The following is a 21,375-nucleotide window of genomic DNA, read 5'->3' as shown; positions in this document are numbered from 1 at the left end:
TAACACACCGTTTTCGATTAGGGCAACGCGGCTTTCGCTCGGCGTGACATTGATCAGTAATTCTGTACTCATGCTACCCTCTTAAAAATGTATGTAATAATTGCTCTGTCTCATATAAAGGTAAGCCCACAACGGCAAAATAGCTACCTGAAATATGGGTTACAAAGCGCCCACCTAATCCTTGGATACCGTAACCACCGGCTTTATCTTGAGGCTCACCAGTTTGCCAATAAGCCTGTATTTCTTCATCACTGAGTGTTTTAAATGTTACATCAGTACTGACCACACAACTGAGTACTTTATCTGATGTAGCAAAAGCGATGGCGGTTAGCACTTGGTGCGTACTTCCTGATAAGCGTTTTAAGGTGTGGGTAAAATCATATTCATCCTGTGGTTTACCTAAAGATTGATTATCAATCACTACCACAGTATCACTGCCTAAAACAGGCCGATCGGTAAAACCTTGTTCCACCCCCATTTGTGCCTTTAAGCGTGCTAAACGTTCAACATAATCATATGGACGCTCATTCGCAAACTGACTTTCATCTGCATCTACGCTAAATTGTGAAAATTCAATACCCAATTGGGTTAGCAGCTCTTTACGACGGGGAGACGCGGAGGCTAAATATACTGCGCAAGTCATTATCTGATCCTAAAGTGTCTTCGGTATTTTCTAAGTAATAAAAATACCCAAATCCAGCTCAACATGCCTGTTAAAACAGGCCATAAGTAATGTGGACTAAAATAAACGCCAAGTAAAAAGTGGTTTAACCAAAATTGCATTAAATGATAAAGCGTTAAGAATAAGCCTATAAGTAGGCTTTGTTGCCACAATGAAAAATTACGAATTTTTTGAAAGTTACTTGCTGTAACAAAAATACACACTGAATAGGTTAATGAATTTACTCCCAAAGAAGAGCCTGTTGCTAAATCAATGAGTAACCCAACAACCCACGCTGTACCAATATTTAGTCGATGCGGTAAAGCTAAAGACCAGTACATCATTACCAACAACACCCAATCAGGACGAAATGGCTCAAGTGAAAAGGGGAACGGCATTAACGCCATCACCAGTGCGAAGAAAATACTTAATGCAATTAATAGCACTTGACGGTTAATCATCTGCCATTAACTCCTGCTTGCTTATTTAACCACAATATCACTAATAACCGAATTCGATCTAATTGAGCAATCGGCTCAGCAAATACCTGCGCAAAAGGTTGCCCTTCATCACGCGTTATCTCTGTTATTACAGCGACTGGGTAACCTTCTGGAAATGTGCCACCAAGGCCCGATGTAACTAATACATCACCAATGCGCACATCCAAACTATGCGGCACATGTGACAATTTTAGTACGTTAATTTTACCAATACCTTCAACCACTGTACGTACGTCATTACGTAAAATACGAACAGGTGTTGCATGAGTGGTGTCTGTAATTAATAAAACGCGTGAAGTGGTTGAGCCTACTTTAGTTAATTGACCAACCACGCCCATATCATCAATTACGGCTTGGCTTTCACTTAGGCCATCTGTAGTGCCACGATTTATGACCACTTGATGACTATAAGGATTTGAATGAACAGAAAGTACCTGAGCGATAATTTTACGATTCGAATGCTTTGAAGAAGACCCTAGCAATGCGCGTAGTTTTTGGTTTTCTTTAGCTAAAAATTCATATTGCTGTATTTGTTCGCTTTGCAATACTTGCTTTTTTTTAAGCGCTTCATTTTCACTCAATAGTTGCTCACGCGTATGCAGGCTTTTAGCGCTAAAACTAAATACTTCGTAGGGCAAATTAGCCACATACATAAGTGGGCTGACTAAAGTATTTAAACTGGTGCGAATATTCGCCCCACCTTGCGTGTACTTATCCCCAAGCATCAACACGATACTCAAAAGCACTGCGACAAAAAGTCGCAGTTGTAAAGATACCGTTTTTTCAAACATTGATTTCATTAATCGTAACTAAAAACGTCACCACCATGTACATCAATCATCTCAAGCGCTTTACCACCACCACGTGCTACACAGGTTAATGGATCATCAGCGACTACCACTGGGATGCCTGTTTCTTCCATAAGAAGACGGTCTAAATCTTTGAGTAACGCGCCGCCGCCAGTCAATACCATACCATGTGCAGAAATATCAGATGCTAACTCAGGTGGTGACTGCTCAAGCGCAACCATAACCGCACTTACAATACCCATTAGTGGTTCTTGTAAAGCCTCTAAAATTTCATGTGAGTTAAGGGTAAACGAACGAGGTACACCTTCTGCAAGGTTACGCCCTCGCACTTCCATTTCCACTGGCTCGTCTGTTTTAAACGCAGAACCAATTTGGTGTTTAATGTTCTCAGCAGTCGCTTCCCCAATTAAACTGCCAAAGTTACGACGTACATAATTAATAATGGCTTCGTCAAACTTATCGCCACCAATACGCACTGATGATGAGTAAACAACCCCATTAAGTGAAATAATAGCGACTTCTGTTGTACCGCCACCAATATCAACAACCATAGAACCCGTTGCTTCAGAAACAGGCAAGCCAGCACCAATAGCAGCGGCCATAGGCTCTTCTATTAAATAAACTTCACGGGCACCGGCACCCATTGCTGATTCACGAATAGCACGTTTTTCAACCTGCGTGGCTCCACAAGGCACACAAATAAGCACCCGTGGACTTGGTCGCATAAAGTTATTATTGTGAACTTGTTTGATGAAATGCTGGAGCATTTTTTCAGTGACATAAAAATCAGCAATTACACCATCTTTCATAGGCCGAATGGCTTTAATATTACCAGGTGTACGCCCTAACATTTGCTTCGCTTCTGTACCTACAGAGGCAACACTCTTAGGCCCCCCGGCGCGCTCTTGACGAATAGCAACAACTGAAGGCTCGTTTAATACAATGCCCTCTTCTTTTACATAAATTAGGGTATTGGCTGTACCCAAGTCGATCGATAGATCGTTTGAAAAAATACCACGGAGTTTTTTAAACATGAGGCTGGATGACCTTTGAAATTCGTTCTTATTTTAGCTACGTTTGCATTAACATTCTCAACGCAGTGAGCAATTTAAAGCGCAGCCGTCTTTATAACTATTAAAAAGAGGAAGCACCGCTTCCCCATAAATTATTCTTGTTCGCTCATTAAGCGAAAACCAATGTAATTTGATCTAAAATCTGGCGCTATAACTAAACGCGTAGATGCACGAGCAAGGCTAGGTGCAAAATTCCATGCGCCACCTCGAACTACCGCATCTTTATTATCCGACTGACTCAGAGTCCATTCCCATACATTACCAACCGTATCGTATAAACCAAATTCATTGGCAGAAAAAAACCCAACAGGTGCGGTGCGCTTATTAGACCACTCGCTACCACACCAACCACAATTGGCTAAGTTTTTTCCAATTTCGTTGCCCCATGGGTATTCAGTTTCACTACCTGCACGCGCCGCATATTCCCATTCAACTTCCGTTGGTAAACGGTATACTTGCGCTGTTTTTTCAGAAAACCAATCGGCATAGGCTTTAGCATCATTTTGCGATAGACACACAGCAGGGAACTCGTCAGTTTGCTCAAAACCAGGATTACGCCAATTCAACTTAGCTTCCCACACTGGTTCGCCATTAAGGTAATAAGCGCAGCCTTGGTTTTTTTCAGCCTCGGTCTTATATTGCGTTTCGTTTACAAAAATTTCAAATGCGCCAACGGTGACTTCCTTGCTTTGCATAACAAAAGAATCACTGATTATTTTTTCAACAACCGGGCGTTCATTTTCAAGCCCATTACCGTTTATATCACCCATTTTAAATGAACCAGCGGGTATAATTAACGCTGTTGGATCTACGCTTGGTGCTTTTGTATCGATTTCCATGCCTTTAGGGCAGTCGGCTTGTATTATTTGCTCTCGCTTTTTTGTCGGTACAGCAATCGACTCAGATTTTTTTTTCAATTTAGCAAAAAGCGTTCGTGTTGTTTTTAAATCAATACGCGCTTTATAAGGGATATAACCGTCCTTGCGAATCTCTAATTTATGCAATCCACGCGGTAAACTTGTTACCAACCGAGTTGAACCAACATGAATATCATTGATAAACACTTCATCACCATACACATTAGAACGCAAGGTCAGCTGAATTAATTTATCCTGTTTTTTATCAGCGACTGCTTTAGGCTTTTCATTAACTGGTTTGTCGACAATTTCGACTCTATTATTATCCGTATTTTCGCTGAATGATAACTGACTATCTGAAAAAGTTGCACCATAAACTGGCTGATAAGTAGTGGCTAACGGTGTGCCATATTCTGAACAGAAGCTGTTGTTTACACTTAGTAAATGACATAAACGACTACTGTTTACATCGCCTCGCATCGTCACACTTAAATTGACGTTATAATCGCCTTGGCCACTAAATGCACTGTTAATAACATGGCTACTTAAAATCTGGACTTGTGCGCCCGACATATCTCGCTTAGGCTCAACAAGCTTCTTTTCTGTTAAGTTTTCGAATACTTGATCGATAAAACGTTTGGTTGCTATTTTCAACCCCATTTGTTGGCCACTTTGCTCACATGCCGCGAGTGTTTCGGTACGCTTACAACTAACTATGTGGTTAACTTCTAGCGTGCCTTCACGGGTAAACTCATTGCGTAATCGCTCTACTCTCGCTGTAGTGTATTGCGTTTTTAACGTTTCAATCGTGTTTTGAAGCGTATGTTTTGCCGCACGAATTTGCTCGATATCTTTACGGTGAGATGCAATTGCCGCCAATTGCATAGAAATATCATTTTTGTTTTGTTCGTGATCAACAACGGCTTTTTGATAACGCGATTGTGCAGGAGTAATATCAAGCGATGGGTTATCAACTAAACGACGATACACATCATTCATCGCATCCAACGCTTGATTTTTTTCTTTATCAAGCTGCGTTAAGCGTGTTCGAAGCAACTCCAGTTGAGTTTGCAGTTGGGTTTCTTCTTTTAAATACTTATCGAGCATCGTCGTTGAACGAGCGTATTCGGTTTGTTTCGTATTAATCTCTGATTCTATTGTATTTACAGTCGTTGTATCTTGTGCAAATACTGAACTTACAAAAAAGCTAGCAGAGATCAACACAGATAAAGGAGCAATTCGCATATATTCCAGTCCCAAAAAAGCGGCAATTATTTGGTTATTATTATTTTTATAATAAAACCTTATGCTATGTACTTGCAGCACAAAACACAAGCTTTGTTCATTTATTATCTCAGTTTACAACTATTAGCCCGTTTCATGCCAGTAAATAACCGTTTCATTTGTACTAAATAGTTAATTTATTTAACAACAACGAAATTTACCTACATTTTATACCCCTAAAATCTCAATTTAGTCGAGTATTCATATTTTTAAATTTGCCTAAGTAGTAAAACATGAGTCAAAATAACTTCATTGCGTCCCTGACTAAACAAATAACCAATAAAAAAGGGTGATAATGTCAACACCGTTCAGCATTAATGAAAATAGTTATTTACAAACAATTACCTGTAAATTACTAACGGACAAAAAAATAACTTTTAGCATTAAACGCGATGATTTATTACACCCTCTTATCAGCGGTAATAAATGGCGTAAACTGAAATATAATTTAGTCCGTATGCAACAGCTCGGTAAATCAGAATTGCTTACATTTGGCGGGGCTTTTTCGAATCACATCCATGCGTGTGCCGCAGCAGGTAAAGAATTTAATCTCACAACTCATGCAATAGTGCGCGGCCCAGTGCTAGATACAAATAATCCAACGTTAAAATTTGCCAAGCAATGCGGTATGCAGTTACATGCAGTGAATCGTTTAGCGTATCGACAACGACATGATAAAACCTATTTGGCAGCACTTCAGGCTCAATTTCCTAATGCGTATATTCTTCCCGAAGGCGGCACTAACCACTTTGCTATAGAGGGATGTAAAGAACTAGCCCAAAGTTTACCCGAGCACGATTACTTGATCTGCCCAACTGGCAGTGGCGGGACCTTGGCAGGATTAATAGAAGGTAGCTCAAGCAAAACCAATATTTTAGGTATAGCTGTTTTAAAGCAGGCCGATTATCTTCGAAACGAAATACGACTTCTTAGCCCTAAAGCAAAATCACAAAGTAATTGGCAACTTTTTACTCAGTTTCATGGTGGCGGGTATGGCCACTTTTCAGCTGAACTGTGGCAGTTTTGCCAATATATGCAGCAACAACATCAATTACCATTAGAGCCGATTTACAGTGGCAAAATGATGTACGCACTTTGGCAGCTTATTAATGATGATTATTTTTCCCCAGGTAGCAAAATTATTGCACTCCATACCGGAGGGCTGCAAGGTTTAGAAGGATTAAAATACCGTGAGCTCATATAAACTAGGGTCTGTTGACCTTTCAAGGTTAAATTTGCAGCAGTCTGTTTGGTATTTAGGCAAGGCAGAGCCTATGTAGTGTGGTTATTCCCCATAAATAGGCGATAACGCAGCATCAATGCCAAACAGGCGCTGCCCTTCGGGTTCTGCCTAGGGGCGATTTACTCTTTGTTGCTCGGTTTTGACTTAGCCCACTAGGTTACAAACCTCGCGCCGCGATTAAACCGCCCCTAGTTTGAACAAATTGTAACCCGCAAAGGTCAACAGACCCTAATGAAATGCAACTTGAGTATAATCAGGCAACAGATTAGAAAAATACTTACCTTGCGCGCCATTAATACCTATATTTTTTAATAGCTGAAGCTCCGAGTATGTTTCTACATTAACAGCCACCACTGATAAACTTAATAACTTACTGATATGTACAATACCGCGAACATGTTTTTGCTGTAAATGACTACGCTCTATGCCATGAACAAGTTCAAACGCTAAATTAAGCCCCGATATTTGCTTATTATGAGTGAAATTAAAAATGCTGTTACTACTGCTAACATTGTCAATTACTATATTAAAATTTAACGCTGCTATGGTTGAAAAAGCAGCTTGTAAACGACTTTGATTAGTTAAATAGTCAGCCTCAGTAATCGAGAACTGCAGTGTATGCTGGTTTTTCAAGTCACTAACATTAGCACTTAACCAAACCCAAAACTTACTATTAAACCAATTTCTAGGGTGTAACTTAATACTGATAACTGACGGAGATCTTTCTATGTGTAATAGTTTTTTAATTTGCAAAACAATTGCCTGATCAAATAATAAAGCTTCATCATCATTATAAAACTGACCGATACTTTCTTGATTAAGTAATTGCTTGTTTGTCTTGTCGCTATTTTTAATTAAAATATGGTGTTTCATAATAGCGCCACTATCGAGCTCAAACACAGGTTGGAATATAATCGCCAGCTTTTGTTTTTCAATTCGCTGCGTTATTAGACTTTTGTCATGTTTTTGGACATGACCATAATTTAACGCTAATTGATGATAATGCTTAACTCTGCTTTGTACTGAAAGAGTGAGTGCCGATCTTGCTAACTGATACACCATCACCTGATCAGCACCTGGGTAGTAAGTACACACACCGACTTTTATATGTTCTTCTGTCGTTCTTGGGGTCAGAATATAAGCTGCGTTAATAATGCTTTTATGTAAATGTTTAGCACACCTATGTTTATCAATCGCGCTAACGCCTTTGAGGGTAAAAGCGAAATTACCTGGCGTTAGTAACTTAACAGATATTTCATCAGTATTAATAAAACCTTTTGCTAACAATACCTTAAGAGTCGCTTGTAAGTCAGTATTTGCATCAAAATGACACTTACACTGCACAAGGGCAAACATGTCATAGGTATTTAACATTGTCGAACTACGCGAAGTGCCTGAAGGTACATTTTGCACAGCGTGCTTTAAAGAACCGATATTTGCGGGGTGGTTAATCTTTTTAGCCGCTTTTTGAGGGTTATCCGTTATCGTTATATTAGAACTCGACTGCAAAAGCTTATAGTGCTTAACACCAAACACGGTGATTAAAATTAACATATCCAAAATTAAAAACAGATGTCCATAAGTGTACCAAACAGGCCATGAGTAAAGAACAACGCTTTTTTGATTATAACTATAGTGCTGTTTTTGTATGCTCATGAAGTACTTAGCATAAACAGGGGTTTTGCTTGGTGTAAGCATAAAAGACGTATTAGCAACCATGGTAATGAGTGCCTGTTGATCAAGTGACGGCTGCTGTTGTATTTTTTTAACTAATGCTAAACCATCTTGCTCACTTTGATATTTAAGTGCAGAACTCAAGCCACTATTAAAAATAATCCATAAAGCGATACACAGAACATAAAACAAAGCGTTTGAGTTAATGCTGAAATTGAATTTACTCACCTTCATAACTTACTACTCACTAAATAAGTTATTAAAGTGTTGTCTACTATCTTCAATTCTACAAGGTAAGGATCAAAGTTTAGCGATCACTTTTAATTAAATCGCTCTAAGTTTTTAATAATAAAAGCCCTTATAAAAGGGCTTAATCAAAATTCTTTACAGAATACGTCTTAAGTATTAGCTAGAACGGGATATCGTCATCAAAATCAATGGTTGGTTCCATTGGGTTTGATGCGCCACCTTGCGGTGCATTTTGTGGCTTAGGTGCAAACCCACCTTGCTGTTGCGGTGCATTATTTTGCTGTGGTGCAAAACCACCTTGCTGCTGTGGTTGGTACTGGTTATTTTGCTGCGGCGCTGGTTGCTGAGCAGGTGCAGATTGTTGCTGTGGAGCATAACTGCCTTGCTGGCTATTTTGGCCTTGGTTATTTTGATCATAACCACTGCTTTGTTGCCCGCCCTGGTTGCCTTGATAACCGCCAGCTTGTTGACCACCTTGATAACCACCACTTTGCTGGTCGCCACCGCGTGAACCTAACATTTGCATTTGACCTGTAAAGCCGTCAACCACAATTTCTGTAGTGTATTTTTCTTGGCCCTGTTGATCAGTCCATTTACGGGTTTGAAGTTTTCCTTCTACGTAAACTTGCGATCCCTTGCGACAGTATTCACCTACAATTTCAGCTAACTTGCCAAAAAATACCACACGGTGCCACTCAGTTTTATCAACCATTTGGCCAGTGTTTTTATCTTTATAGCTATCTGAAGTTGCTAAGGTAATATTTGCTACACCATTACCGTTAGGCATATAACGCACTTCAGGATCTTGCCCTAAATTACCAACCAAAATTACTTTGTTCACACCGCGTGCCATGGAACCATCTCCTATAAACGTTAGATTAAACCAGCCACTCTGCGGGCTTGGTCTAGGTCAAATTCTTTATCATTAATCTTTAAGTAGCTACGACTTTCATCGCGAACTACGGTTGCTTCTATTACCCCAGGTAAAGCAACTAACTGAGAAGCCAGCGTTTGCGCCTGCTCTTCAGAATCTAATTGGGTCATTAAACTAATAACTTTACTTTTTGGTGGGACTTGCATTTTCCACGCAATAATAAGCCATATTACCCCAACAAGTGCTGCCGCGGCAAATACAGCTTGCGTACTGGTAGTTTGTGCAACATATCCACCTAACATGCCGCCTAAAAAAGCCCCTAAAAACTGGCTAGACGAATACCCCCCCATGGCTGAGCCTTTTTGGCTTGCAGGGGCAATACGCGACACTAACGCTGGCATTGTTGCCTCTAAAAAATTAAACGCGACAAAATACAACAGCATACAAACTGCAATACCAACAACGCTATTTGCCCACATAGACATGCTTAACATGCTGACTATTAAAACCACAACTGAGCCAATGAAAGCTTGTTTTTCTTTCTCTTTTTTAATTGCCACTATCATTACTGGCACCATCAAAATAAATGCTAAAAATAAAACTGGAATATAAAGCTGCCAATGGTTTTCGGCCACTAACCCATCGCTAATCAACTGGCTCGGTAGTACTACAAAAATAGTCGTTAATGTTAAATGCAGCAATAAAACGCCCGCATTTAAACGCGCGAGTTGTGGGTGTTTAATAAGCTTTTTAATATCGCTGAAACTGGCAAGCGTATCGCCCTTAGGGGCTTTATTTACAGCGCTGGGCACCAGCATAGTGACAATAAAAATACCCAATACAGCCAATATAGCGGTTAACCAAAATACCCCCGCAATACCCCATGAGGCGGCTACTAATGGCCCAAGCAACATAGCAAAAGCAAAGCTCATGCCTATGCTCATACCTATTACTGCCATTACTTTTGGTCGTTGCTCATCACGGCTTAAATCTGATGCAAACGCTAATAATGCGCTGGCTATAGCTCCCATACCTTGTAAGGCACGCCCTACGGTTACCATTTGGATAGACTCTGCCAAAGCGGCTATTACTGAGCCCAAAGCAAATACCACTAAACCACCTACAATAACTTTTTTACGTCCAATTTTATCGGACAATCGCCCCATTGGAATTTGTAGTACGGCCTGCGTTAAACCATAAGCACCAATTGCAAAACCTATCCAGATAGGTGAAAACCCTTCTAGCGATTGACCATAAATAGCTAAAACAGGCATCAGCATAAACAAGCCGAGCATTCTAAATGCAAACACACTCGCTAACGATACGGCGGCGCGTTTCTCTCGTGAATTAAGTGAAGATGCGGTCATTATTTGCGTGATCTTACTGTGTGAAAAAATTAAGCAAAGATTCTAACACAAGCTTGGCAATAATTAATCGTCAATAACTAAGGATTTTTTCAATGATCAAGGATTAATATTGCAGCGTATTATGCGATACTGAATAAATAATTTTGGCAATAAACGAGATAGCATGGAAAACATTGAAGTCCGAGGCGCCCGCACGCACAATTTAAAAGACATCAGCCTAACCATCCCACGTGATAAACTAATCGTTATTACTGGTTTATCTGGTTCAGGGAAGTCATCACTTGCATTTGATACACTGTATGCAGAAGGGCAACGCCGGTATGTTGAATCACTTTCTGCTTATGCAAGGCAGTTTTTGTCATTAATGGAAAAACCCGATGTAGATCATATTGAAGGCCTTTCCCCTGCTATTTCTATCGAACAAAAATCAACGTCGCATAATCCACGCTCAACCGTGGGAACCATTACTGAAATTTACGATTACCTACGTTTAATGTTTGCCCGCGTTGGCGAGCCTCGCTGTCCGACGCACGACTTACCTTTGGCAGCACAAACAATTAGCCAAATGGTCGATACCGCATTGGCGCTTCCCGAGGGCACTAAGTTAATGCTGCTTGCCCCTGTGGTTAAAGACCGCAAAGGTGAACATGTAAAACTGTTAGAGCAACTTGCAAGTCAAGGTTACATTCGTGCGCGTATTGATGGTGAGGTATGCGACTTATCCGATCCACCCCCATTAGACTTACATAAAAAGCACACCATTGAAGTAGTAGTAGACCGCTTTAAAGTAAAAGACGGTCAACAACAGCGCCTCGCCGAATCGTTTGAAACGGCGCTTGAAATGTCTGGTGGCGTTGCCAATATTGCCTTTATGGACGACAGCAGCAAAGAAGAAATGCTGTTTTCGGCTAATTTTGCCTGCCCAACCTGTGGCTATGCGATGACCGAGCTAGAACCTCGCTTGTTTTCATTTAATAACCCAGCCGGGGCTTGTCAAAGTTGTGATGGTTTAGGTGTGAGGCAATACTTTGACCCTAATCGTGTGGTTCACAACCCTGAAATAAGTTTAGCTGGCGGTGCAATTAAAGGCTGGGACAAACGTAGTTTTTACTACTACCAAATGCTACAAGCGGTTGCCCAGCATTACGACTTTGATTTAGATGTGCCTTATCAAGCGCTTGCAAAAGAACATCAAAAAATCATTCTAGATGGCTCAGGTGATACTAAAATTGCATTTAATTATCGCAATGACCGCGGTGATTTAATTACTCGTAATCATGTATTTGAAGGCGTGTTAAATAACATGAACCGCCGCTACCGCGAAACAGAGTCAAACTCGGTACGTGAAGAGCTAGCCAAGTACCAAACAAGCCAAGCATGCCCTAGCTGTAAAGGTTCGCGTCTGCGCCAAGAAGCGCGCAACGTATTTATTGGTCAAACTAACTTACCGACCATAACGCATATGAGCATTGGCGAAGCCATGAGCTTTTTTGAAGGCTTACACCTAACTGGGCAAAAAGGCCAAATTGCCGAGAAAATTTTAAAAGAAATCCGCGACCGTTTATCGTTTTTAATTAATGTAGGCCTAAATTACTTATCACTTGAGCGCAGTGCCGACACCCTCTCTGGTGGTGAGGCGCAGCGTATTCGCTTGGCGAGCCAAATTGGCGCTGGGTTGGTTGGTGTTATGTATGTGTTGGATGAACCATCTATTGGTTTGCACCAGCGCGATAACGACCGTTTATTAAAAACCTTAGTGCATTTACGCGATTTAGGTAACACCGTTATTGTTGTAGAACATGATGAAGATGCCATTCGCGCCGCTGATCATATTATTGATATTGGCCCGGGTGCAGGCGTTCATGGCGGTTATGTTATTGCTCAAGGTACACGGGATGATATTTTAGCCAGTAAAGATTCTATTACTGGGCAGTTTTTATCCGGTGTACGTAAAATTGAAGTCCCTAAAGAACGCCATGCCACAAATGATAAGTGGTTAGAACTATTTGGTGCTAGCGGTAATAACTTAAAAAATGTTGATTTAAAAATACCGTTTGGACTAATGACCTGTATCACGGGTGTATCTGGATCAGGTAAATCAACACTCATTAACGACACGCTATTTAAACTCGCTCACACCGAACTTAACGGCGCAACCACTGCAGAAGCGGCACCTTACAAATCAATTGCAGGACTTGAGCACTTTGATAAAGTAATTGATATTGACCAAAGCCCTATTGGCCGCACACCGCGTTCCAATCCAGCTACTTATACCGGTATTTTCACGGGTATTCGTGAACTATTTGCAGGCACTCAAGAAGCTCGTTCACGTGGTTACAAAGTTGGTCGCTTTAGCTTTAATGTTAAAGGGGGGCGTTGTGAAGCGTGCCAAGGCGATGGCGTTATAAAAGTAGAAATGCATTTTTTACCTGATGTTTATGTACCGTGTGATGTGTGTAAAGGTAAACGCTACAACCGAGAAACTTTAGAAGTACAATATAAAGGTAAGAACATTAATCAAGTGCTCGACATGACCGTTGAAGACGCTCACGACTATTTTGACAAAATACCCGCAATAGCACGCAAACTAAAAACATTAATAGATGTCGGATTATCTTATATTCGCCTTGGGCAAGCTGCCACTACGCTTTCGGGCGGCGAAGCACAACGAGTAAAACTCGCTCGTGAACTTTCCAAGCGTGACACCGGCAAAACCTTATATATTTTGGATGAGCCAACCACGGGACTACATTTTGCAGATATAGAGCAGCTACTTGTGGTACTTCATCGCTTACGCGATCACGGTAACACCATTGTGGTTATTGAACATAACTTAGACGTGGTTAAAACAGCTGACTGGGTTATAGACTTAGGCCCTGAAGGCGGAGCCGGTGGTGGTGAAATACTCATAGCAGGCACACCAGAAGACGTGGCTGAATGTCAGCGCTCACATACTGGGCATTATTTAAAACAGCTATTAAATAAATAGCGCAAATACACTTTAGATAAGGAAAATCGGTGTTAAGGTATTATAAAATTGTAAAGTGGCGCGCTAATAAGCAGTTTAAACAACAGCAAAAAAACTGGCAGCCACACAAAATTAAACTACTAAGCCAGATAAAAAGCATATGGTTTAACCTTAACACCGCGCAAAAGCTCTATTAAATCACCCGCCGAACAAGAGCAAGCTATAGAAAAATTGAGTGAGCAAATAGAAAGAAAACTCCCCATGTCAGAAAATGAAGAAGCAAAAACAAAAGCCTTTGGGATTAGCTTAAGTGGCGAAGATGATAACACCCAATCAGTTAAGCAATTTTTAGATACCAAAGGCTACTTTGAACGCAGTAAACGCTTAATTGCTATGTTTGCTTATAGCTATGAAGCAGACAGCTACTCTCGCTGTAAAAAATCGAAAGAGAGTAAGGCAATTGAGCTTAATGATTACGAAATTGTTGAAATAACCCCTGATAGTACGATGCATTATGGCTATTCATTTATTGTAAAGGCGTGTGAATCACCTGCATTTAAGGCTGCTAATTGAAATCATTAAGCTAGGAATATAAATAATTGTTAAAAATCAAAGTTAACTTGTACAGGATAGTGATCTGATAGCTCATTGTAATAACCATCATGATAGTAATGACCATCACTTAAATTCCAACTTCCTTTTAAATAATGCCAATATTCCTTGCTACTTGCTTTAAGGTATCGAACCGTCATATTTGCTGCATTAGTTGGCTGTTTATGATCGCGATGCCAAAATACATAATCGAGTGTGTCGTTGTAATCGAGGCTATACTGAAAATAATAAGCATTTGCTTTAGTGAACCAGTTATATTTTGCCGAGAATGAACCAACAGCAGGCGTTTTAAAGTTCAACTTTACGCGTGCAATTTCAAGCATATCAGCCACTTCATGCTGCTTGCTCCACTCAACGTTCATATCACCACCTATGATGATAGGCTCGTTTACGGTATATTTTCAGCCACAATAAAATCTTGAATTTCACTAAGCTGCCCCATACGCACCTGATGCGCTTCTTCAGTGTTATCATCATGAGAAGCCTGTAAATGAGTGCCAATTAAGTGGTAGCGCTGGTCATCTTTTTCTATTTCAATATAGGCAAAGCCTTTATTTGCCATATAATCCCAACTGCCACTTAGGCTATTATTAAACACATGAGCCTTTTGTGAAATTATGGGGTATTTAGAAAGAATAACCACCCCGCCTCGAATAACAAACGGGCTACTTGAGCAGCTCCCCGTTAGCGCATCCCAACCGCTGCCTTTGCAGTCTTGCCCAACATTAGCCGTTTGGTAAGGGTACTGGGTAGCTAATGTAGCCAACGCTTGCTCTGCTTTGTCATTAAATACTTCACTGACTAAAATAATATCTGGGTTATCGTTTAACGACATTAAAGCATCAGGTAATTGCTGCGCGCGGTTAGCCTGATCCCAATCTTGTACATTTAACTGCATAATATTATAGGCCATCACATTAAGTGAGCCTGCCATACTATGTGCACTCAACATCATCAAAGTACCTGCCACGGCTTGCTTTATTATTTTCATTTTCCCCTCCAATAATTCACAGTATTATAATTTTAGTTATAGTATTTAATCGCTTATAAAACGATTAAACGGTATATAGTGAAAATCTCGAAGGGTAACGGTAACGCTTCTAAGTGTCAGATTAATTGCACTAAAGCGCTATTTATATGAAGCTTTTTTTGAGCTTGTAAGGCTTTTTTAAGACAGTATTGTTAATAAACCTGCTGAATGGCAGACAAAAAGGCGAGCAAATAAAAGTAAGCTAGGTGCTTAACTTTGTTGAAAAATCTATTTTTTAAAGGCTGATGCTAAACCCTGCCAACCTGTACTTTATACCCTTTTACAACGTAGCTACGGCTTGCTAGTTAATACTTTTAATTCTACAAAAAATTTTGTGCCTGTCCTATTTTCCTACTTTGTGCCTGTCCTATTTTCCTCTACCTGTCCTATTTCCCTACCTAATAATACTTATTTCATAAAAAACATACCTACTTGTACGTTAATTTAATGTTGGCATCAAAAATGCTCACAATGTTAAACAATGATAATTATTGCTTGGAGTGGATATGAATATTAATGGAATAAGCCAACAACAAAATATACTTGTTAATTACAGTAATCAACAAACAACAACGGAGAAAATTCAACAAAAATCAAATCGAGATACTGTAACGATCAGTGAAGCAGGTAGCAATTTATCTATAAGTCAAGATATTAAATCAGAAAATATAGAACGTATGAATAGAATGCTTGGTAATGCTAGAAATGATCCTGATTACGCAAAAACTCTTGCTAAAGATTTAGCTCATTCAGATTTTTTGATGAGCGTTGATATATCAACTATTTCAGAGAGTGGGAATATTTCAGTAACTCGTTATAGCAATGGTGATTTAATTAACAAAGCATCAACCCGATCTTCCGCACCCATTTTAAGAATAAATCCGCTGATATTTTTCACCCAAGCAATCAATAATGGTTTGATTGCGCGGTTGCATATTCGCCACTATGGGTGGTTTATCTGGTATGTACATGATGATGATATGCTCGAAGCACTGGAACACCCAGCGTGCCGTGGGGCGTTGGCCCGGCTTGTATTTCATCGTGGGGAAGTAGCAGTCTTTCTCCACCAAGGTTTTACGGATTTGGTGCTCCAGCCCTGCATACACCATTAAGCAGCAGGTCATCACCATGAGTAAGGCTTCAATGCGTTCAGGCTTTTTAAGGTAAATGGCGCTGGTTAAAAAGTCCGGGCTTTTTAAAAAGCGAAAGCCTTTTTCCACATTTTGCTGCGCTTTGTAACTGCTCAGCAAGCTGGCCATATCAAGGTGGTCGCTCACATCATTGGTGGCAATAATAAATAACCCCAGTTGTTGTAAAGCGGCTTCTCTGGATGCCAGTGGTGTGCATAATGCACCCGCAATCTGGTATTCGATACGTTCAGGAAATTGTCCGAGTTTAGGGCGTCCTGCTCCCTTAAAAATGGCTACTTCAACAACATGTGCATCCACATCACATACCGCTTGTTTACCTCGCCATTTTATAAGGGCGCTTTGTGCGTCTTTTTCGCAAGCGAAGCGTTGTTGGCACAGTTTTTTAAAGCTTTTACGGGCAACTTCTCCGGCTTTTAGCATACGCTTGTTCAGGTTATGCTGCTCTCGCTTATACGCCTGCTCACTGCGAATGAGTAGCCATTTTTGTTTCACACCACCGTATTCACTGTCATAACTGACGCCTTCATAGCCTGGTGAGATAGGGGTAAAATTCAAGTTAGGGGCTTGCTTAACAAGGGTTTTAGCTTCTTTGAGGGTTTGCGGTACCCGCGTAATGAACAGTTGGCCTTGAGTATGTAAATCTTTAATGGTTTCTTGCACATACAAGGCGGCATCGGCCACAAAGTAGCGGCTGGCTTGCGCGGCTTTTAAACTGCCAATATGTGCCTTTACAATCTGTTTAAAGCCTTCCATATCATTGCTGTTGCCACTGGCAGGCTTCATATAAACCGGAATGCCTGACTGGTTCTCACAGATAAGATTGAGTATCACTTGGTTGAGCTCAGGGCGATGGTCGCGCGAATAACCTTTCGCGATACGGATAGGTTTTGGTTCGTCATCATCAGGCTCGCTTGTCGCTTTGCCATCGTAATGAAAGCTTGTTGAATCAAGGTGTAAAGCTTCGGTTTGTAACCCTAATTTCTCTACCACCGCCTCACCCAATTGCTGATACAGCTTCGATACGCCGTATTCATATAAGGTGTCTAAACAGCGACCAAGCGCATCGTCGTTGATGTGCTCGGACTTTACGCCTTCACCAATTAATCTATCAAGCGGCTTGCCTTGAAAATACTCGCTGTACATATGCAGTGTGCGGCCAGTGAAACCTAGGCCGTTTAGCACCATAGCCAACACTAATTGACCACAACTGATGTTGCGCTCAGGCGCCACGCCACCGAGTGCGTTATCAATAATATCGACAAAACCTAGATCGTGACAAAATCCAGCAACTAAGCCGTGGTGTTCGAGTTTTTGGGCATAAGGGATAGACATAAATACGCGCTCTCAAAAGAGAGTAATAGATCAAATATGGGGATCGCCGTCAAGTATTTTTTAACAAAATTCGATCAACCGCTCATTTAATGAACTAATTTAATTCAGATTTAGGGTGCGGAATGACAGATCAACAATAACAAGTGTACATAAATGGGAAAATGAAGCTGAACAATATAAAAAAGATAACATTGAGTTATATAATGCAGAGAAAGAAAAAGGTACATCTGATATAAATATAATTATGATGATAATGGAGAAAAATATGAATTTACCAGAATCATTTAGAAAACAGCAAGGTAATGATTATTTATAATAATTTAATGAAGAAAATTTACGAGAAGCGAAGACATAAAGCCTAACATTTTAGTATTTATGCGACACGCTGTTTGTGTTGTAGTGTCGCTTGTTGGATTGAGGCGCTACCTGCTCGGTGTGTCAGAGTTGGTGTTGTTTATGCTATGGACTTTATATATAGAAAGGCTTTTTAGAGGCTCTAGCTAAATCAGCTAATTTAATAAGCCTACCTATTATAATTTAAGCTTTCCCTGCGTTACTCAGCGTTTATTATGTGATTATTAAACCGAATATTTAACCATTAAGCAATGATATTTTTCTTACGCACAGTCGCGACAAGCCTGAGCAGTTAAGCAGGTTAACTCATTGATTTGATGCAGCAAGCTAGGCCGCTAACTCGTTCGAACTATTTCATTCGTTGCCACATCTAAATTTATCACTCCAATAACCACACATTACTGGCAACATAGTCCTGATGCTCATCCGTGACATCTAAGTCGCATATTGCTTCATTATTTGCACTTAATATTTCTTTTAGTGTAATTCTCATCGTATTTTAAGTATTTGTTACAACATATTCATGAAAGCCTTCAGTTTCTGGGGGTTCAACCTTTAACACGTCCCTAATTGGTAATTTCGCAAAAAGTGTTTCCCAAAATTTTAGTGCGTCTCGGTCATTTTCATAAACAGACACATGCCAATTCAATACGTTATTTAACATTAACTGGCGGACAACATGCAAAGCGATACCTTTAGAGCGATATTTAGGTAAGATAAAAATATCTGACAACTCAGGCATTTCACGCGCTAATATTTCTGTTGGCTCCACAGTTACAAAGCCCGAGATAATATCATTAACAACAATTAGGTAAGCGTTACAGTCTTCTTCACCCAGAGCAACATCGCTAAGGTATTCTTCATCAATATCAAATCGCCCAGTACTATCGATATCTTCATTATCAAAAGCACTTTGGTGATATTGATAAAATTGCCAAAGCATAGAAAATGCTGGTAAATCTGTTTTATTTAATTTTCTGAGTACTATGTTCATTTTAACCTCTAACGAGGCTGTAGAATAACTCCAACAGCCAAATTCAATTAAAAAACGAGTTCCTGAAATTAACTCTAAGCGTTTTTAAAGTATTAGGTAATGCATTTGAAACCCATAAAACAAACTGTTTTTCTTAAAAAAGAGTAATTCTACAGCCTCAACGCTTTGCTAAGCGGCGAAAAATTGCTGGCTAAAATTAGCGAGGGACGAGCAAAAGCCAACTTTCTTGTCCGTTTAAGCAACTTGCTAGCCGTTTTAAGTCGGTATTTTGTATTTTTTTGTCAAAAAACCACATAAAACTGGCAGCCTATTGCAGGTTAGTGCTAACATGACTTTAGAAATAATACTATGGAATACCTTAAAAATGCTAATTGAATTTACAGTTAAAAACTATCGCTCTATTAAAGAGAGGCAAGTATTTAGCATGGTAAAAGCAAAAGGTGATGAGTTAGAAAAAGATAACTCTTTTTTGCCAGAAGCCACTAATACTTCTCTACTTCGTTCGGCTGTTATTTATGGTGCGAATGCTGCTGGCAAATCAAACATAATCCGAGCATTAATGGATATGGAGTTTATTGTTAGAAACTCCTCTTCTAATACCCAAGAAGGAGACTCTTTACCAATCACGCCTTACCTTTTTGACGAAGAAACAATGAATGAAGCTTCTGAGTTTGAAGTTGTTTTTATTAGTGAAGGGATTAAGTTCCAATATGGTTTTTTGGCTACAAAATATAAAGTGTTAGAAGAGTGGCTAATTGCATATCCTAAAGCTAGACCTCAGAGGTGGTTTTCTAGAGTTTTTGATACAAAAAATGATCAATATGATTATAAATTTAGTGAGCACTTGTTAGGTACAAAAAGTGTGTGGATGAACTCCACCCGCTCTAATGCTTTATTTTTATCCACGGCTGTTCAATTAAATAGTGAGCAACTTAAACCTATTTTTAATTGGTTTAAAGAAAAATTACGTCCGACTAATGTTAGTGGTTGGGGACCTAGTTATACCGCATCTTTGTGTGAAAATGATGAAACAAAAAAACAAGTTTTAGATTTTTTACAGTCTGCTGATTTTAATATTGATGATATCGAAATTGAAACTGAGAAGTTTAATCCTAAATCTCTTCCTGATGAACTACCCGATATTGTAAAAGAACAAATCTCAAAAGAGATGAAAGGAAAGGAAGTAATTGATATTAAGACAGTACATAAAACAAAATCAGGTAAGAGAGTTCCTTTAGACTTTTCAGAAGAATCTGATGGTACACAAAAATTCTTTTCTTTTGCTGGTCCTTGGATCGATATCCTTCAAAACGGATATATTTTAATTGTTGATGAACTACATGATAATTTGCATCCTAAGATGGTTAAATATTTAGTGAACCTTTTTCACAGCACCAAAACAAACCCTAAAAATGCTCAATTGATCTTTACAACTCATGAAACATCTATTCTAAATCAAGATGTATTTAGACGCGATCAAATCTGGTTTTGTGAAAAAAATAAACATCAAGAAACTTCTATTTACCCTTTAACTGATTTTAGCCCTAGAAAAGAACGTGAAAATTTAGAGGTGAGCTATCTTTCAGGGAGATATGGCGCTTTACCATTTATTAAGAACATTAATAAACTAGGAGCGTAAAATGGGGTCAGAGGATTTGCAACATAAAAGAAAAGCGAAAGCTACTCGAGATCTTAAACGTAGAGCTTCTAGACGTTCTTCATATGACAAAGTTCTTATCGTTTGTGAAGGTGAAAAAACAGAACCGAATTACTTCACTGAGCTTGTAAATTATTACAAACTAAATTCTGCAAATGTTGAAATTGATGGTTCATGTGGCTCTAGCCCTAAAAGTGTTCTTAAAAGAGCTGAAAACTTAGCAAAAACTGAACAGGATAAGGGAGATGGCTATGACCGAATTTACTGTGTTTTTGATAAAGATTCCCATGAAACTTATGAAGAAATGAAAGCTAAAATAGCATTAAAAAAACCAGCGGGTTTATTTTTTCATATTGTTTCAATTCCTTGTTTTGAATATTGGTTATTACTCCACTTTCAATATACAACAAAACCATTTAGTGCTTCAGGTAACTCAAGTATTTCAAACGAAGTATTAAAAGAATTAAAAAAAGTAATGCCTGAATATTCTAAAGGAGATGAAAAGATATTTTGTGCATTACTACATCAACTTGAATTTGCTAAGCAAAATGCACAACGAGCTTTAATTGAAGTCGAAAACAATTTTACTGATAATCCATCGACTCATATTCACGAATTAGTGGATTACCTCCAAAATTTGCAAAACGGCTAACGCCGCCAGCACGCGCGACTTTATAGTGAAGGCG

The 21,375-nt window shown here is 39.5% G+C and carries 17 protein-coding genes; 5 read left to right on the top strand and 12 right to left on the bottom strand.

Features of this window, described 5'->3' with window-relative positions; translation table 11 throughout:
• Positions 1-73: 73 nt before the first annotated feature.
• From AC6H44_RS00985 to AC6H44_RS00965, 5 genes are all read right to left on the bottom strand, one after another.
• Positions 74-643, bottom strand: a complete 570-nt coding sequence (locus AC6H44_RS00985) for a Maf family protein (protein WP_500736944.1) — start codon at positions 641-643, stop codon at positions 74-76.
• Positions 643-1,122, bottom strand: coding sequence for a rod shape-determining protein MreD (mreD, locus tag AC6H44_RS00980; protein ID WP_500736943.1), 480 nt, complete (start codon positions 1,120-1,122; stop codon positions 643-645). The genes AC6H44_RS00985 and mreD overlap by 1 nt, the downstream gene beginning before the upstream one ends.
• The gene (gene mreC, locus AC6H44_RS00975) at positions 1,119-1,961 is read right to left on the bottom strand and encodes a rod shape-determining protein MreC (RefSeq protein ID WP_500736942.1); all 843 of its coding nucleotides are present in this window, start codon (positions 1,959-1,961) and stop codon (positions 1,119-1,121) included. The genes mreD and mreC overlap by 4 nt, the downstream gene beginning before the upstream one ends.
• Positions 1,961-3,004 carry a rod shape-determining protein gene (locus tag AC6H44_RS00970; RefSeq protein WP_500736941.1) on the bottom strand — a complete coding sequence of 348 codons (1,044 nt, stop codon included), beginning with the start codon at positions 3,002-3,004 and terminating at the stop codon, positions 1,961-1,963. Before AC6H44_RS00970 ends, mreC begins: the two co-directional genes overlap by 1 nt.
• A 131-nt stretch (positions 3,005-3,135) precedes the next feature.
• The gene (locus AC6H44_RS00965) at positions 3,136-5,145 is read right to left on the bottom strand and encodes an SUMF1/EgtB/PvdO family nonheme iron enzyme (RefSeq protein WP_500736940.1); all 2,010 of its coding nucleotides are present in this window, start codon (positions 5,143-5,145) and stop codon (positions 3,136-3,138) included.
• Positions 5,146-5,479: 334 nt separating this feature from the next.
• Between AC6H44_RS00965 and AC6H44_RS00960 the strand changes: the two genes are divergently transcribed.
• On the top strand, positions 5,480-6,388 hold the full coding sequence (locus tag AC6H44_RS00960) for a 1-aminocyclopropane-1-carboxylate deaminase/D-cysteine desulfhydrase (RefSeq protein ID WP_500736939.1): 909 nt from the start codon (positions 5,480-5,482) through the stop codon (positions 6,386-6,388).
• A gap of 267 nt (positions 6,389-6,655) precedes the next feature.
• Here the strand turns inward: AC6H44_RS00960 and AC6H44_RS00955 are convergent, their stop codons facing one another.
• The 3 genes from AC6H44_RS00955 to AC6H44_RS00945 form a co-directional block, all read right to left on the bottom strand.
• Complete coding sequence (locus AC6H44_RS00955; protein WP_500736938.1) at positions 6,656-8,245, bottom strand: EAL domain-containing protein; 1,590 nt, start codon at positions 8,243-8,245, stop codon at positions 6,656-6,658.
• A gap of 265 nt (positions 8,246-8,510) precedes the next feature.
• Positions 8,511-9,203, bottom strand: a complete 693-nt coding sequence (gene ssb, locus AC6H44_RS00950; RefSeq protein WP_500736936.1) for a single-stranded DNA-binding protein — start codon at positions 9,201-9,203, stop codon at positions 8,511-8,513.
• A gap of 20 nt (positions 9,204-9,223) precedes the next feature.
• A complete protein-coding gene (locus tag AC6H44_RS00945; protein WP_500736934.1) occupies positions 9,224-10,591 on the bottom strand; it encodes an MFS transporter in 1,368 nt (455 codons plus the stop codon).
• Positions 10,592-10,754: 163 nt separating this feature from the next.
• Between AC6H44_RS00945 and uvrA the strand changes: the two genes are divergently transcribed.
• Both uvrA and AC6H44_RS00935 read left to right on the top strand, forming a co-directional pair.
• Positions 10,755-13,580: an excinuclease ABC subunit UvrA gene (uvrA, locus tag AC6H44_RS00940; protein WP_500736933.1), complete on the top strand. Its 2,826-nt coding sequence runs from the start codon at positions 10,755-10,757 to the stop codon at positions 13,578-13,580.
• A 240-nt stretch (positions 13,581-13,820) separates the two neighbouring features.
• Complete coding sequence (locus AC6H44_RS00935; RefSeq protein WP_500736931.1) at positions 13,821-14,132, top strand: hypothetical protein; 312 nt, start codon at positions 13,821-13,823, stop codon at positions 14,130-14,132.
• 29 nt (positions 14,133-14,161) lie between these two features.
• Here AC6H44_RS00935 and AC6H44_RS00930 read toward each other — a convergent pair whose 3' ends face one another.
• From AC6H44_RS00930 to AC6H44_RS00915, 4 genes are all read right to left on the bottom strand, one after another.
• Positions 14,162-14,533, bottom strand: coding sequence for an exonuclease/endonuclease/phosphatase family protein (locus AC6H44_RS00930; protein ID WP_500736930.1), 372 nt, complete (start codon positions 14,531-14,533; stop codon positions 14,162-14,164).
• Between the two features lie 26 nt (positions 14,534-14,559).
• Positions 14,560-15,162, bottom strand: a complete 603-nt coding sequence (locus AC6H44_RS00925) for a sphingomyelin phosphodiesterase (protein WP_500736928.1) — start codon at positions 15,160-15,162, stop codon at positions 14,560-14,562.
• A gap of 908 nt (positions 15,163-16,070) precedes the next feature.
• Positions 16,071-17,684 carry an IS1634 family transposase gene (locus AC6H44_RS00920; RefSeq protein ID WP_500736926.1) on the bottom strand — a complete coding sequence of 538 codons (1,614 nt, stop codon included), beginning with the start codon at positions 17,682-17,684 and terminating at the stop codon, positions 16,071-16,073.
• Between the two features lie 853 nt (positions 17,685-18,537).
• Positions 18,538-19,032, bottom strand: a complete 495-nt coding sequence (locus AC6H44_RS00915; RefSeq protein ID WP_500736925.1) for a GNAT family N-acetyltransferase — start codon at positions 19,030-19,032, stop codon at positions 18,538-18,540.
• Between the two features lie 328 nt (positions 19,033-19,360).
• On the opposite strand from AC6H44_RS00915, the gene AC6H44_RS00910 reads away from it, so the two are divergent.
• Positions 19,361-20,671 (top strand): AAA family ATPase, encoded by a 1,311-nt coding sequence (locus AC6H44_RS00910; protein ID WP_500736923.1) that lies wholly within the window; start codon positions 19,361-19,363, stop codon positions 20,669-20,671.
• A gap of 1 nt (position 20,672) precedes the next feature.
• Positions 20,673-21,341 carry an RloB family protein gene (locus AC6H44_RS00905; protein WP_500736922.1) on the top strand — a complete coding sequence of 223 codons (669 nt, stop codon included), beginning with the start codon at positions 20,673-20,675 and terminating at the stop codon, positions 21,339-21,341.
• The last annotated feature ends 34 nt before the right edge of the window (positions 21,342-21,375 follow it).

This window comes from Pseudoalteromonas sp. TAP-3C (assembly GCF_059888565.1).
The sequence above is the reverse complement of the archived record's forward strand: the minus strand, read 5'-3'. Positions and strand labels throughout refer to the sequence as shown.